The following is a 13,289-nucleotide window of genomic DNA, read 5'->3' on the forward strand; positions in this document are numbered from 1 at the left end:
TTTATGTAGAAGCAAACAAGCCTATACATGAGTTAAGTCTTAAATGTTTATCGATTCATTGCAACCCATGAATCACGTTGTTTGAGCCACCGCAAAATCTCACTGCATTGCCGCTAGTCTCTACACGTGGCAACCTTTCCCAACGAATAATTTAAATTCTCTGCAGGAAATCGCACGCGAGATCTGTAACCTAATCCGCACCAGCATCGTGACCGACGTCGACCACGACTAGGATCTGTGTCGTGTCTAGACTGGCTGCATACAAACCACCTCGTTAATAAACTGACTCACCAGTCGTGCCGGTCGCTCTCGCGAGTGGAGGGCTCCCTCGGTCGGTGAGCTCAATACCGATTTTGTATTGCCCGACATTTTCTCGGATGACCATCCCGCGAAGTCGCCTCACCCTATGGGTTTAATGTGTCCTTTCCTTATAGGGCTGTTATTGAATACGATCCCGAAAACGGCGCGTTCACCGTGTCATGTGTCGTGAATACGGCTCGTTTGCGTCGGGCTGATTGACCAGCCTCAGAGCCGGCGTTGCGACTGCAGATTATGGCAATGTGTTATCCGCGATCCCTAAATGGGAACTGCGCATCAGCCTGACGACCATCACCTTTGAGCAGTTAGAAACCGACAGCGGGCTGTATGTCGATATCACCGGCACGCGCTCGACCGGCGACCAGTCATTTTCCCTTATGAGCCTACTAAGTTAAACGTTATGGCAACTGTTGACCTTAACCAGCTTGCCGCGCCTGATCCTGATGTAGTGGAGGTACTCGACTATGAGACCATTCTCGCAGGGCGTAAGGCGACGCTCGTCTCGCTTGCGCACAATCTGACGCTCGAAGCAGAGCCGATTTTTACTCTGCTGCAGTAAATCGCCTACCGGGAAGTTATCTGGCGACAGCGCGTCAACGAGGCCGCGCATGCCTTCATGGAATCGGACACTGACCACCGTCTGCGCATTCAGCAGTCCTTAGAGGGGCTAATTAGTTAAACGAATTTTTCGTACGAGATGATATGTCGGGAGGCGACGCATAGCGCCCACCCGTCGCGAGCGATATGCGTTAAAATCCGTAAGCACAAAAAATTTTATATTCTCTCCAGCAATATTTCCCTGCCTCATCCGTCTACCTCATCACAAGCCATACTCAATCACTGTAAATGAGGTCAACACCATGAGAGATTTCGATATGCACGGAAGAGGGCACGGACGCGGGTTTGGCCGCCACCGTATGGGTAAAGGGCTGGTGATAGGCGCGGTAATCGTCCTTGTGCTGGGACTGGTGGTCATGACCCTGTGGAATGCCTTACTCCCGGCCATTCTTGGCGTGAAAGCCATCGGTTTCTGGCAGGCGCTGGGGATTCTGGTATTAAGCCGGATCCTGTTCGGCGGGCTGGGTTTCCGCCCGGGGATGTTCGGCGCGCACCGGCGTATGCACGAACGCTGGATGAACATGACCCCCGAACAGCGTGAGGCGTTTATTCAGCAGCGTCGCGAAGGCTTTGGTCGCCATGGTCGCGGGCATTGCGGCTGGCACGGTCATCGCGAAGATAAACGCGACGACAGCGCGCCGAAAACGCCGGAAGCAGAGTGAGCGAGATGAAAACCGGGCTGGCGGGAGAGTCATTGCTGATGTCGGCGCTTAATGCCTGCCGCGCCCGGCTGAAAGCCTTTATCCGCGTACGAACGTCCGTGCGCGATGATGCCGACGATATTTTGCAGGAAGTCACCTATCAGCTGATGAAAGTGGAGCAGCCGGTCGAAAACGTCGCCGCCTGGCTGTTTCGCGCGGCGCGTAATGAGATGACCGACCGGGCACGGAAAAAACGTGAGATCTCTCTTTCAGGATATTTTACCGGGGATGATGATGAGGACTTCCCCGAAGATGAACTGGCGGAAACCCTGTTCGGTGTCCCGCATACGCCGGAGGAGGAGTACCTCAAAACGCTGCTGTGGGAAGAACTGGGCCAGGCGCTGTCTGAACTTCCGCCGCCTCAGCGCGAGGTTTTTGAAAAAACGGAGCTCCAGGGCTACAGCATTAAAATGCTGGCAGAGGAAACCGGGGCCAGCGAGCAGGCGCTGTTATCGCGTAAGCACAAGGCGGTGCTTTTCCTGCGCACGCGACTGCGGGACGTCTATGATGCGTTGACCGGTGACTAACGCCGACAGACAAAACCTTACATTGTCAGGACTTGTAGATTCATCACTATCGTTTATGATCGGGGCGTCTGGTAAATTTGGAACGTTATGCGCAACCGTCAGCTTCTGGGAAAATGGCTTTTGATAATCACATGTCTGGCGATGGCTATTTGCCTGGTGCAGCGTGCGGTTTATCTCAACCATTTTTTGCAGGGACTGGATCCGCAAACGACCCTGATTGCTGATGCCCCGGTTCAAACCAGCGACGCTGAGCCGTCCGGGCCATCGCCGTGTCAGTTAGGCGCACACTCGCTGCTTTGTGCTCAGCCTCTGTTCTTTGATGGTGCGCTACCGGCGATTATCATCTTCTTCGCGCTACTTCAGTTGTTTACGCAAGGGCGGGCATGCGTTCCGAGAGAACAGCCCGTTCAGGCACCGCCTCCCCGAATACACCTCAAAAACTGCGTTTTCCGTGAATGAAAAGCATCGTCACCACACGATAATTTTCACTATTCACGGAGTAAAACATGTTTAACCTCTTCAGGGGATTCGTCTTCCTGTGGCTGTCCTGCATCGGCATTGTCCATGCGGCGGATACAGGCTGGCTGGTTTCCCCGCAAAACGATCATGCCCGGATCCGCGTTCAGGCGGAAAGGGAGCAAAACCGCATCCTCGCGCTGCTCACCGTTGAGCTGCAGCCCGGCTGGAAAACCTACTGGCGTTCACCCGGCGAGGGCGGCGTAGCCCCGAAAATCACCTGGCCGGCTGGCGTAACGGATGACTGGCACTGGCCGGTGCCTTCGCGCTTTGATATCTCCGGGATGACCACCCAGGGCTATCACGATAAGGTCATCATCCCCATCACCCTCGACGGTGCGGCGGGGGATGCGCTCGACGGGACGCTTACCCTTTCCACGTGCAGTAATGTCTGTCTGCTGACGGACTATAAGCTGCACCTTGATTTTAACCAGCCGGTGGATGAGGGATTCAGCCACGCGTTTGAACGCGCGATGCAGGCCATTCCCGCGACATCTGGCGTGTCCGCAGACCTGTCAGCCTGGTTATCAGACGACAAGCTGATCATTACGGGAACCACACAAGGGCAATGGGACAAGCCGGGGATCTATTTTGACCCGCTGGAAGGCGACATTCTTCCCGGTGAACCGACCCTCAAAGCCGACGGCAATCAGCTTCGGGTAACGGTGCCCGTGACCGATGAGTGGGGAGATAAACCCACTTCACTGCAGGGAAAAGCGCTGTCATTTGTGCTTACCAATGGCGATAAAGCGCAGCAAACCGTGATGACCGTCGGGGCAACGCCCGCGGAACCGTCAGCGGCGGGCGTGTCTGAGGGAACCAGCAAAATGGTGCTCTTTGCGCTATTGGGCGGGTTGATCCTGAACCTGATGCCTTGCGTGCTGCCGGTGATGGGCATGAAGCTCAACAGCGTGCTCCATGCGGGCTCAGACAGACGGATGATCAGGCTCCGTTTTCTGGCAACCAGTGCCGGGATCCTGGTCTCCTTTATGCTGCTGGCCGCAATGGTGACCGCGCTTAAGCTGACCGGTGCCTCGCTGGGCTGGGGTATTCAGTTCCAGAATCCGTGGTTTATTGGCCTGATGGTCGCGGTGACCTTCCTCTTCGCACTCAATCTGTTCGGGGCGTTTGAGATGCTGCTGCCTTCTGCCGCCGCAGGACGGCTGGCAACGGCAGGGGGAACGGGGCTTGCCGGCAGTTTCTGCGAAGGGATGTTTGCCACGCTGCTGGCCACACCATGTTCTGCGCCGTTCCTCGGCACGGCGGTGGCCTTTGCCCTTGGCGCACCACTGCATTCCCTGTGGCTTATCTTCCTGATGCTCGGCGTGGGGATGAGTTTGCCGTGGTTGTTCGTTGCGCTGGTTCCAAAAACCGCCATGCTGCTGCCGAAACCCGGTCGCTGGATGAACGGCCTGAAGATTATTCTTGGCCTGATGATGCTGGCTTCCAGCCTGTGGCTGGTGACGTTGCTTAGCCCGCATCTGGGTGAGGCGGTGAGCCAGAGCGTGATGTTAGTGCTTATCGTCGTCGCTATCGCACTGCTTGCGATGACCGGGCAGAAAACCTCGCCGCTGTTCTGGTGCGTGGTGATCGCGCTGTCAGCCTTTGGCGGGTACCAGCTGCGTGGGTTGCTTACCTCACCGCCTGTAACAAACACCGCAAGCGTCGCTCAGGCAATCCCGTGGCAACCGCTAAGTGAAGACGCTATTCAGGGTGCCCTTGCGCAGGGCAAACGGGTCTTCGTGGATATCTCCGCGGACTGGTGTGTTACCTGCAAGGTAAACGAGCATCGGGTGTTGAACCAGCCTGACGTTATTGCCGCGCTTAGCCAGCCTGACGTGGTGGCGCTGCGTGGCGACTGGAGCAAGCCTTCAGCGTTTATCGCCGAATTCCTTGAAAAGCGAAACCGTTACGCCATCCCGTTTAACGAGGTGTACGGCCCGGGCTTCCCTGAGGGGGAGATGCTTTCGCCGCTGCTGGATAAAGACACGCTTATTGCCACCCTGAACAACGCTAAAGGCTAAATGTATTATGAAAAGAATCCTTATTACGCTTCTGCTACTGTTGACCTCAGCGCAGGTGATGGCGGCGCAGACCATGACGCCGGAACAGGAGCAACGTGCACAGAAGATGGTTTATGACTTTCTGTTTAACGACCCGGACTCGCCGCGCATTGGCGCTAAGGATCCGAAGCTCACCCTGGTGGTCTTTACGGATTACAACTGCCCGTACTGCAAGAAATTCGATCCTTACCTGGAAAAGATTGTCGAAAAACACCCGGATGTGGCGGTGGTATTTAAGTTTTTGCCTTTTCGGTCGGAAAGTTCACTGACCTCAGCACGCGATGCCTTAACCGTCTGGCGCGCGCATCCTGAGCAATTTATGAAATTTAACCATACCCTGATGGCCAAAAAGGGATATCACGATGACGCCAGCATTCAGGAGGCGCAAAAACGGGCCGGGGTGAACGTCACAACGCCTGATGATGAGAGCCTGGTGACGATCAAACGCAGCCTGATCATCGCCGAAAAGATGGGTATCCAGGGAACACCGGCCACGCTGATTGGCGAAGGGTTACTCCCGGGCTGGGTTCCTTTTGAACAGTTCGATGAAATGGTCAGTGACGCACTGAAAAATCGTTAACGTGAAGGGGGCGGTTCGCCCCCAATAATCCCGGAGCGGAAAATGAAAAAATTACTGTTACTGTCGGTGCTGGCAACGTCAGGGCTGGCACAGGCCGCTGAAGCGATACCGGATGTGGTGAAGCTCTTCAGCGAGCAGCAGAATATCAAAATCATTAAGAAAATTGATGCACCAGGGGGCGCGCCGGCCTGGCTGGGGCAGTATCAGGATATGGGCGTTACGCTGTTTTTAACCCCTGACGGCAAGCACGTAATTTCTGGCTATCTGTACGATGAAAAGGGAAAAAACCTGAGTGAAGGCTATTTCCAGAAAGAGATCTACGCCCCGATGGGACGCGAAATGTGGAAGCAACTGAACGCGGCGCATCCCCTGAAAGAGGGGGCGGATAACGCTCCGCGCAAAGTCTTCGTCTTTGCCGATCCGTTCTGCCCGTACTGTAAGCAATTCTGGTCCGAGGCGCAGCCGTGGGTGAAGGCGGGCAAGGTGCAGCTTAATACGCTGCTGGTGGCGTTTCTCAACCCCAACAGTGGGCGTAATGCCTCCGCTATCCTGAATGCGAAAGATCCCGTTTCGGCATGGCGTGATTACGAGCTTTCTGGCGGGAAAAAATTGCCAAAACCGCAGGGCACTGCATCCCGTGAAACCGTCGACATACTGCAAAAACACCAGACGTTAATGGACAACCTGGGCGCGAACGCTACGCCCGCCATTTATTATCTGAATGCCGATAATGAGCTTCAGCAGGTGGTCGGCATGCCGGATGAGAAACAGCTTGAGGCGATGTTTGGGCCGAAGCCGTAGTAAAAAAAACAGGCAGAAACAGGGTGTTTCTGCCTGATGTTGACCGGTCAGCTACCCCAGCGTCCGCGCAGGTAGCTGACGGCTTCCTGCGTCTGCGGCTGATTAAGATAATCTTCGCGGAACAGGATCGTGCCATTCACGTTGGGCAGTGAATCGTTGAGATCGAGCTGTTTTTTCAGCTCCGGCACGCCGCCCTGAACCGTCCAGTCCGGCTCATTTTTCGACGGTTCACCTACCTTGTAGAACGCAATGCCGATATACAGGCGGGTATGCGTCGGTTTCACCACCTCTGCCCACCATTTCGTCAGCACGTCATAGCGCGCCGCATCCCGGGAGAAAGGCCAGTAAATTTGTGGCGCGATATAGTCCAGCAGACCCTGCTGCACCCACTGACGCGTGTCGGCATAGGATTCATCGTAGGCTGCGGCACCGCGCGTGTCTGAGCCTGCCGGGTCGAATGAGCGGTTACGCCATACGCCAGCCGGGCTGACACCAAACTCCACGCCAGGTTTAGTCTGCTTAATGGCCCGGGAGACCTGCACAATCAGCTGCTGTGTATTGTGGCGGCGCCAGTCTGCTTTAGAGGCAAAGCCCTGACCGTATTGTCTGAAAGTCTGCGCGTCATTGAGCGCGGATCCCGGTGATTCGGTATAGAAATAGTCGTCAAACTGCACGCCATCAATGGGATAGTGCGCAACCACTTCGGTGACCACCTGCGTTATCCAGTCGCGCACTTGCGGAATGCCGGGGTCGAGTACAAAACGATCGCCGGCAATACGGATCCATTCCGGATGCTGGACATAAACGCTGGAAGGGTGCAATGACGACGTGCGGTTCAGCGCGGCAATGGTCGACGGTTTGGTATTGGTTGAAACGCGGTAAGGGTTGAACCAGGCATGGACTTTCATGCCGCGCTTGTGCGCTTCATCGAGCATAAACTGCAGCGGATCGTAGCCCGGGTACTCGCCGATATTGCCGGTGAGCATATCTGACCACGGCAGAATTTTAGACGACCAGAGCGCCGTGCTGTCCGGTTTGACCTGGAAAAACACGGTATTGATACCGAGGTGCTTAAGCTTGTCGAGCTTGTTCGTCAGGGCCTGTTTTTGCATCGCGATGCGGTCTTGCGCATCGCGGCCATTCACTGAGGCCACCGGGGGCCAGTCCAGGCGTGAGACGGTTGCCAGCCAGATCCCACGCATCGGCTCGTTAGCCTGCTGGGTCGGTTTACTCGCGGTCGGGAGAGGCGTTACCAGTGATTTTGGTGGTTTTGAGGAGCAACTAACAAGTAAAAGTGCGCAGGCAGTCAGCGCACCAATCCGTTTTACATGTCGCGTCATTTGCGTTTTAGCTCTTGGTTATCCGACTGTTAGCCCAGGGGTTAAAGGCGGGTTCGTCCGGTTCTGCGATCCCCTCATCATTCAGGGAATCAAGATACAGGGCTTCAACTTCTGCGCGAGCCCAGGGCGTGCGGCGCAGAAATTTCAGGCTCGATTTAACGCTTGGGTCTTTTCTGAAACAGTTAATTTTGATTCGATCGCCCAACTCACACCAGCCATATCGTGCAACAAGGGCATTGACCTGCATCTCCAGCGTTACGCCATGTAAAGGGTCTTTAGAAAGGTGTGCAGTCATAAGCGTCCGGATGTCTCAGTTCTTGTGGGGTTGGGGTTAACGACGAAAGGGTACAAGAAAGCAGGGGAAGCGGCAATTTCCCTTTTTGCCTGCGATGAAAAACAGAAGAGCGTATGACCCGAAAGCCATACGCTCTTCTGTATCGCGAACGCGCTAGTCGTGTTTTGTGCCAAACAAATCTGGTGCCCACGGACGTGGGTCAACCTCCATAAACGGCGCGCGTTCGAAGCGGTCCTTCAGCGCCCACGGTACCGTGCAATCGAAGATGGTCTTACAGGAAATGCCATTTCCGCGAATCGACGTGCTGTAATCCGGCGACTGCGACGGATCCAGCTGGTGGCCGCGGATCCCTGGAATAGTGGTGATGCTGACATCTCCCTGCATGCGGGTGGTCATCGCCCACAGGATGTCGTCACTGTCGAAAATATCTACGTCTTCGTCGACAAGAATGATGTTTTTCAGCTCGGAATAGGTCGCGAGTGCGATAAGCGCCGCCTGTCCCTGACGTCCTTCATCGGATGGCTGGCGTTTTTTCACCTGCAGAATGCCGAGGAACTTACCGCCGCCCGCGGTATGCGCATAGACATTTTGCAGGAAGCCCGGAATGGCCTCTTCAACGGCATTGCGGATGCTGGCCTCCGTTGGCAGGCCTGCGAGCGTGGTGTGCTCTTCACCTGGCCCCACCAGCGTTTGCAGGATTGCCTGGTGACGCAGGGTGACGGCTTTCACTTTGATGACGGGCAAAGAAGGGTTTGCCTCGCCGCAGTAGCCCGGAAATTCCGGCATTGCATGGCCACTGTTGGTGTGCTGGTCTTCTCTAACGCGCACGCCTGGCAGTAGTTCGCCTTCGATAATGATTTCAGCCCGCGCGATCGCTTTCTCTTTTACCGCCACGCCCTGTACCAGTTCGACCGGTTTCTGACGCAGAGCCCCGGCAACGCCCAGTTCGTTATAACCAAACGGTGTCGTGGGCGCTTCAAAGCACGCACCGATATAAATCGCCGGGTCGAGCCCCATGTTGATCGTCACCGGCAGCGGTTTTCCGGCTGCTTCAGCCTTTTTACGAAAGACCTCAATGTGGCGCCCCGCGGCCAGGAACATGGAAAGCTCATCGCGCTCCTGAACACAGAGACGGTGAATCGTGACGTCAGTCAGCGAACTGTCTTCCGGATCGCTTGCCAGTACCAGCCCCAGACAGAAGAACGGGCCAGCATCAATCGGCGTGTTGGTCGGGGCCGGAAGCAGTTTACGCAGATCAAAATCAGGATCGTCAGCGTAGAATACCTGCTCCTGGCAAGGGGCCTGCGATGCCGGAACAACAACCGGCGCGATCGGGTTTTTCACGGCCTGACCGACGTGCTGCGCGAGCGTCGAGGGTTCACATCCCAGAAGGAGTGCCGCTCTTTCCCGGCTGGCGTGCATGCCCACCAGGATACGCGAATCCGGATAACCTTTAACGTTATTGAACATCATGGCCGGGCCCGTTCGGGTAGGGCGTTTCACCGTGCCGCCCGCACCAATATGTCGATAAACACCCGCCAGCTCCGCGTTGGGATCGACCGGATGATCCGTTTCAATATACTGTCCTTCATGGCGTTGCAGTAACGCGATGGCACTTCTGAGATCGTTGACTGGGCTTTCCATTTTTTCCTCCCGTGTTTGCATGCCTCCATTTTTATGGCAACAGCCCATAGCATCAATTGCATCATTACTGCTATTTTGATAAGAAATTTATTATCAAAAAATCCGGGGAAGCGTTATGCAATTTCGTCAGATGCGTAATTTCATTGTCGTTGCGGAAGAGCTTCACATGCACCGGGCTGCGGAGCGCCTGAACATGGCACAACCCGCGCTGAGTCAGCAGATTAAAACGTTAGAGGAACGGTTAGGCGTTACGCTCTTTAGCCGGGCGAATCGCCGTTTAACCCTGACGCCGGCCGGTGAAGCTTTCCTGGAGAAAGCCAGGCTGGCGATCGCCCTGACGGAACAGGCGGTACTGGACGCCAGGCAAACGGCGAGGGGGGAGCAAGGGGTGTTGAATCTCGGGTGCGTATCGAGCGCCATGTTTGACACCAGGCTGCCTGCCGCGCTGCGCCAGATGCACAGTCGGTGGCCTGCCATCACCATGTCGCTAATGACGGGGAATGTGCAGACGCTCTATACCGCCGTGCAAAGCAACCAGCTGGATGTGGCCATCATCCGGGCGCCGCTGCCGTCTCTGCCTGACGACCTGCAAAGCCGCCCGTTTACGTCCGAGAAAACGGTGCTGGCACTCTCTTCACAGCACCCTCTGGCGAAATCGTCCGCGCTTACGCTCGCCTCGGTGAAAGATGAAAAATGGGTCTCCCTGCGCGACCCGGAGGGAATGGGCCTCGAACAGTACTTCTATGACGTTTGTTACGTCGCAGGTTTCCAGCCTGAGGTGGTACAAAACGCCACCGACGTACCTACTGTCATCAGCCTGGTCTCTGCGGGGTTTGGCATGGCGCTATTGCCGGCCTCGGCCAGGGCAGTCAGCGTGGAGAATGTCGTGTACGTCGACATCATTGACAGGCTCAGGGAAAGCGAGCTGAAGCTGGTGTGCCACCGGATCATTCGCTCAGAGGTGTTAAAGAAATTTCTGCACACCCTCGATCACATCTGACGTCCCGCGGCCAGCAGCAGTTGCTCGCGCAGCCAGAGGCTTGCCGGATCCTGACTGTTTTTCGGGTGCCAGTACATGCTGATGGTAATCGGCTGCAGCGGCAGCGGCGGGAGAAAGATATCCAGCGTCGAGGCAAAGCGTTGCAGCATACGTTCCGGTAAGGTGCAGAGCAGGTCCGTGCTGGCGACAAGCGGAGGTGCCATGGCGTAGCTCTGCGTGGACATCACCACGTTGCGCTGATACCCCAGTCCGCCCAGGGTTTGATCCACAAAGCCGGTAAACGGGTCACCCTCTGAAGAGACCACCAGATGAGAGAGTGCGCAATAGTGCTCCAGATCCAGTGGCCCAACACCGCGGGGGTGGCCTTTTCGCTGGGCTGTTGCAAACTGGTCATCGAAAAGTTTGCGTCTGACCCAGCCGTCGTGCGCGCCGGCGCTCACACCGATATAGACATCCACATCACCCTTTTCCAGCTGCTGTGGCAGGGTTGCCATTTCTGGCAGCGCGAACCGCAAGCGGATCCCCGGGGCATGGGCCCGGAACTGATTAAGCAGTTCCGCACCCAGCATCAGGGCCGGATTTTCATGCAGGGCAATCACAAATGTCCGCTGGCTGGTTTGCGCATCAAAGGTGGTGGGGGCAAACATCGCGTTAATGCCCCGCAATACGGTCATGACCTGCGGCCTCAGCGCCTCCGCTCTGGGCGTGGGCAACACCCCACGTCCATGTGGGGAAGGGATAAACAACGGTTCGCCAAAGAGCGAGCGCAGGCGCGCCAGACGGGCAGACATCGCGGGCTGGCTGATGCCGAGCCGCGCGGCCGCATGGGTGATGTTCTGATCCTGGAGCAATGCATCCAGCGTCAGGATCAGGTCGATATCCATCTCAGCAACGGGCGTCATCGTGTTATCCGTTTTACTTTGCGCTGTGGCTGTCACGATTGGTATAGGTGACGGGCACCCAGGCGTAACCGCCGTGCTCGCCTTTCGTGACATAACCGATACCCGGGAACGGCAGGTGGGGGGCTGCGACAAGGTCTCTGTTTTTCACAAAATCAGCAAAAGCATCCTGGCGGACACGTGCCGCACCGTCCTGATCCTGGTCGTAGGCGATGGTCACGGCGGGCTGCGGGAACTGTACCGCCGCGACGTGGATAATATCGCCGACAAAGGTGATTTTCTCGCCTTTACTTTCCAGCGTATAGAAGGCCGAACCAGGCGTATGGCCCGGGTGAACCGTGCCGGTTATCCCGGGCAGAATCTGCGAGGTTCCGGAAAAAGGAACCACCTTGCCGGCATCACGATACGGTTTTAAGGTTTTCTGCGCGACATCGAAGTAGTTCTGGTCGTAGCCGGTTTTTTTCTGATTATCGTTGTTAAAGAAAAAGTCGATGTCAGGTTTGCCGACAAAAACGCGCGCATTGGTAAACACCGCCTTGCCATCTTTGACCAGGCCACCGGCATGGTCGGAGTGTGCATGGGTCAGTAAAATCTCGGTGATGTCCTGCGGCGCGATCCCCTGCGTTGCCAGACTCTCAATCAGTCGCCCGCCGTTAGCGGGGCCAAAAAGCTGGCCTGAGCCGGTATCCACCAGAATCTTGTGGCCGGGTAGCGCAATCAGAAAAGCGTTAATGGACGCCTCTACCGGGTTGGTCTGGAAATTTTGTGTGAGCAACGCATCGGTTTTCTGCGGGGTCGTCCGACGAAGTAATTTGTGCAGGTCTTGCGCCACGGTACCGTCGGTAAACGAGGTCACCATAATATCGCCAACCTGCACACTGTACCCCCCGGCAGGCTGTTTAACCACGTGCTGGGGCGTTTCTGCCGAAGCCTGAAGCGCAGGGTAGAACAATAACGAACTGGAAATCAGCGTTGTCAGGGCTAGTTTTTTTACGGTCAGCATAAGGGTCTCCTTCAGAAAGAGCTCATCTTACTTCTCCGTAAAATTATATGAACCCGCCTGATAATGATAGGACCTATAAACGGGATGAATAGGTCGGATCAAATGTCGGGTGGCTGCAATGTGCCACCCGGCAAGCCAGACGTTATTGCTTCAGCGGGGCTTTCCAGCCTTCAAGCGTGGCTTTTGACCACGAGCCATACGCGGCATTGGGCAGCACAATCCAGTCACTGCCAAAGCGATCGGCACTGGCCTCAACGAGTTCACGCTGCGCTTCGCTCGGCTTTTTGTTTTTAAATTGCGCGGCGAAATCAGGCAGGCTGTCACCGAAGAGCATGATTATCTGCTGTTTCTTCAGGATGCTCTGGCGGCGGGCTTCTTTACTGACCGTATCGAGCAGAACGCTATCCTCTGAAACCTGCGGTAAGCCAAGGGATTTTAACGTATTGAGCGTATCTGCTTTGTTTTCCTGCATGCGGTCAGATACATAATAAATACGGACCTTACTTTGATTCACGCGATCAAGAAACGCCTTCGCGCCAGGAATTAATCCCGGTTTTCCCTGCTTTTCCCAGTCACTCCAGGTGTCCCATTTCGTGTAGTCGTGGCACTGTTCGGCATCACGCGCCAGTAAGGGGGTGTTATCCAGCACCGTTTCATCAAGATCCATCACAACGGCATAGTTCTCAGGTGCAGTCAGCCCTTTTATTTTTTCGTTAAAACGCTCGGTGGCGAAACGATAGGTCTGCAGCTGAAGTGCCATGATTTCTGCCGATTTCTGTTGATAGCGCAGCGCCATCTCATACGCTTTCGGCTCACAGATATCGTGGTCGGCTGCCGTGGCGGTCGCGCTCAAAACAGGTAATGCCAGCAGTAATGCCTTAGCCATTGAATTCACTCTTCTTTCCTTAACGTCATTGTCAAAATCATGTAAGCGTATTGAAATTAAGTGACAGAAAAATGAAGGGAGGCAGGTGAGTCATATTC

Annotated in this window: 13 protein-coding genes and 2 pseudogenes; 9 read left to right on the top strand and 6 right to left on the bottom strand. The window is 55.6% G+C overall.

The features are described from left to right. Positions 1–106: 106 nt before the first annotated feature. The 8 genes and pseudogenes from L466_RS24020 to dsbG all read left to right on the top strand — a co-directional run. Positions 107–480: pseudogene (locus L466_RS24020) on the top strand (phage baseplate assembly protein V); the annotation flags it as partial. Positions 481–718: 238 nt separating this feature from the next. Next, positions 719–988, top strand: a pseudogene (locus tag L466_RS23490) (baseplate assembly protein); the annotation flags it as partial. Between the two features lie 190 nt (positions 989–1,178). Beyond that, positions 1,179–1,598 carry a hypothetical protein gene (locus tag L466_RS10075; RefSeq protein WP_014170113.1) on the top strand — a complete coding sequence of 140 codons (420 nt, stop codon included), beginning with the start codon at positions 1,179–1,181 and terminating at the stop codon, positions 1,596–1,598. Positions 1,599–1,603: 5 nt separating this feature from the next. Beyond that, positions 1,604–2,164, top strand: coding sequence for an RNA polymerase sigma factor (locus L466_RS10070; RefSeq protein ID WP_081308093.1), 561 nt, complete (start codon positions 1,604–1,606; stop codon positions 2,162–2,164). A gap of 87 nt (positions 2,165–2,251) precedes the next feature. After that, on the top strand, positions 2,252–2,623 hold the full coding sequence (locus tag L466_RS10065) for a hypothetical protein (protein WP_014170111.1): 372 nt from the start codon (positions 2,252–2,254) through the stop codon (positions 2,621–2,623). 47 nt (positions 2,624–2,670) lie between these two features. Next, positions 2,671–4,704 carry a protein-disulfide reductase DsbD family protein gene (locus L466_RS10060; protein WP_032680975.1) on the top strand — a complete coding sequence of 678 codons (2,034 nt, stop codon included), beginning with the start codon at positions 2,671–2,673 and terminating at the stop codon, positions 4,702–4,704. A 7-nt stretch (positions 4,705–4,711) separates the two neighbouring features. After that, a complete protein-coding gene (locus tag L466_RS10055) occupies positions 4,712–5,323 on the top strand; it encodes a DsbA family protein (protein WP_020884110.1) in 612 nt (203 codons plus the stop codon). 42 nt (positions 5,324–5,365) lie between these two features. Further along, a complete protein-coding gene (gene dsbG, locus L466_RS10050) occupies positions 5,366–6,124 on the top strand; it encodes a thiol:disulfide interchange protein DsbG (protein WP_032678179.1) in 759 nt (252 codons plus the stop codon). 47 nt (positions 6,125–6,171) lie between these two features. On the opposite strand, the gene L466_RS10045 is transcribed toward dsbG, so the two are convergent. From L466_RS10045 to L466_RS10035, 3 genes are all read right to left on the bottom strand, one after another. After that, positions 6,172–7,464 (bottom strand): glycoside hydrolase family 10-like protein, encoded by a 1,293-nt coding sequence (locus tag L466_RS10045; protein WP_014170106.1) that lies wholly within the window; start codon positions 7,462–7,464, stop codon positions 6,172–6,174. A 7-nt stretch (positions 7,465–7,471) separates the two neighbouring features. Further along, entirely contained in the window at positions 7,472–7,759 is a 288-nt protein-coding gene (locus L466_RS10040) for a VF530 family protein (RefSeq protein ID WP_032680976.1), read from the bottom strand. A 153-nt stretch (positions 7,760–7,912) separates the two neighbouring features. Then, positions 7,913–9,403, bottom strand: coding sequence for a UbiD family decarboxylase (locus tag L466_RS10035; RefSeq protein ID WP_032680977.1), 1,491 nt, complete (start codon positions 9,401–9,403; stop codon positions 7,913–7,915). Between the two features lie 115 nt (positions 9,404–9,518). On the opposite strand from L466_RS10035, the gene L466_RS10030 reads away from it, so the two are divergent. Beyond that, the gene (locus tag L466_RS10030) at positions 9,519–10,403 is read left to right on the top strand and encodes a LysR substrate-binding domain-containing protein (RefSeq protein ID WP_032680978.1); all 885 of its coding nucleotides are present in this window, start codon (positions 9,519–9,521) and stop codon (positions 10,401–10,403) included. Here L466_RS10030 and L466_RS10025 read toward each other — a convergent pair. The 3 genes from L466_RS10025 to L466_RS10015 form a co-directional block, all read right to left on the bottom strand. After that, a complete protein-coding gene (locus L466_RS10025; RefSeq protein WP_032680979.1) occupies positions 10,394–11,305 on the bottom strand; it encodes a LysR family transcriptional regulator in 912 nt (303 codons plus the stop codon). The two genes, L466_RS10030 and L466_RS10025, sit on opposite strands and share 10 nt — an antisense overlap. A 13-nt stretch (positions 11,306–11,318) precedes the next feature. Beyond that, positions 11,319–12,305, bottom strand: coding sequence for an MBL fold metallo-hydrolase (locus L466_RS10020; protein WP_032680980.1), 987 nt, complete (start codon positions 12,303–12,305; stop codon positions 11,319–11,321). Between the two features lie 142 nt (positions 12,306–12,447). Continuing rightward, positions 12,448–13,191 (bottom strand): 5'-nucleotidase, lipoprotein e(P4) family, encoded by a 744-nt coding sequence (locus L466_RS10015; protein ID WP_369797155.1) that lies wholly within the window; start codon positions 13,189–13,191, stop codon positions 12,448–12,450. Positions 13,192–13,289 lie beyond the last annotated feature (98 nt).

The sequence above is a fragment of the Enterobacter sp. BIDMC 30 genome (assembly GCF_000534355.1).
GTDB classification, from domain to species: domain Bacteria; phylum Pseudomonadota; class Gammaproteobacteria; order Enterobacterales; family Enterobacteriaceae; genus Enterobacter; species Enterobacter ludwigii.

What these genes read in the sequence shown, in the direction of transcription:
- L466_RS10075 (WP_014170113.1), top strand. Translation starts at nt 1,179, where the DNA reads ATGAGAGATTTCGATATGCACGGAAGAGGGCACGGACGCGGGTTTGGC.
- L466_RS10070 (WP_081308093.1), top strand. Translation starts at nt 1,604, where the DNA reads ATGAAAACCGGGCTGGCGGGAGAGTCATTGCTGATGTCGGCGCTTAAT.
- L466_RS10065 (WP_014170111.1), top strand. Translation starts at nt 2,252, where the DNA reads ATGCGCAACCGTCAGCTTCTGGGAAAATGGCTTTTGATAATCACATGT.
- L466_RS10060 (WP_032680975.1), top strand. Translation starts at nt 2,671, where the DNA reads ATGTTTAACCTCTTCAGGGGATTCGTCTTCCTGTGGCTGTCCTGCATC.
- L466_RS10055 (WP_020884110.1), top strand. Translation starts at nt 4,712, where the DNA reads ATGAAAAGAATCCTTATTACGCTTCTGCTACTGTTGACCTCAGCGCAG.
- dsbG (WP_032678179.1), top strand. Translation starts at nt 5,366, where the DNA reads ATGAAAAAATTACTGTTACTGTCGGTGCTGGCAACGTCAGGGCTGGCA.
- L466_RS10045 (WP_014170106.1), bottom strand. Translation starts at nt 7,464, where the DNA reads ATGACGCGACATGTAAAACGGATTGGTGCGCTGACTGCCTGCGCACTT.
- L466_RS10040 (WP_032680976.1), bottom strand. Translation starts at nt 7,759, where the DNA reads ATGACTGCACACCTTTCTAAAGACCCTTTACATGGCGTAACGCTGGAG.
- L466_RS10035 (WP_032680977.1), bottom strand. Translation starts at nt 9,403, where the DNA reads ATGGAAAGCCCAGTCAACGATCTCAGAAGTGCCATCGCGTTACTGCAA.
- L466_RS10030 (WP_032680978.1), top strand. Translation starts at nt 9,519, where the DNA reads ATGCAATTTCGTCAGATGCGTAATTTCATTGTCGTTGCGGAAGAGCTT.
- L466_RS10025 (WP_032680979.1), bottom strand. Translation starts at nt 11,305, where the DNA reads ATGACGCCCGTTGCTGAGATGGATATCGACCTGATCCTGACGCTGGAT.
- L466_RS10020 (WP_032680980.1), bottom strand. Translation starts at nt 12,305, where the DNA reads ATGCTGACCGTAAAAAAACTAGCCCTGACAACGCTGATTTCCAGTTCG.
- L466_RS10015 (WP_369797155.1), bottom strand. Translation starts at nt 13,191, where the DNA reads ATGGCTAAGGCATTACTGCTGGCATTACCTGTTTTGAGCGCGACCGCC.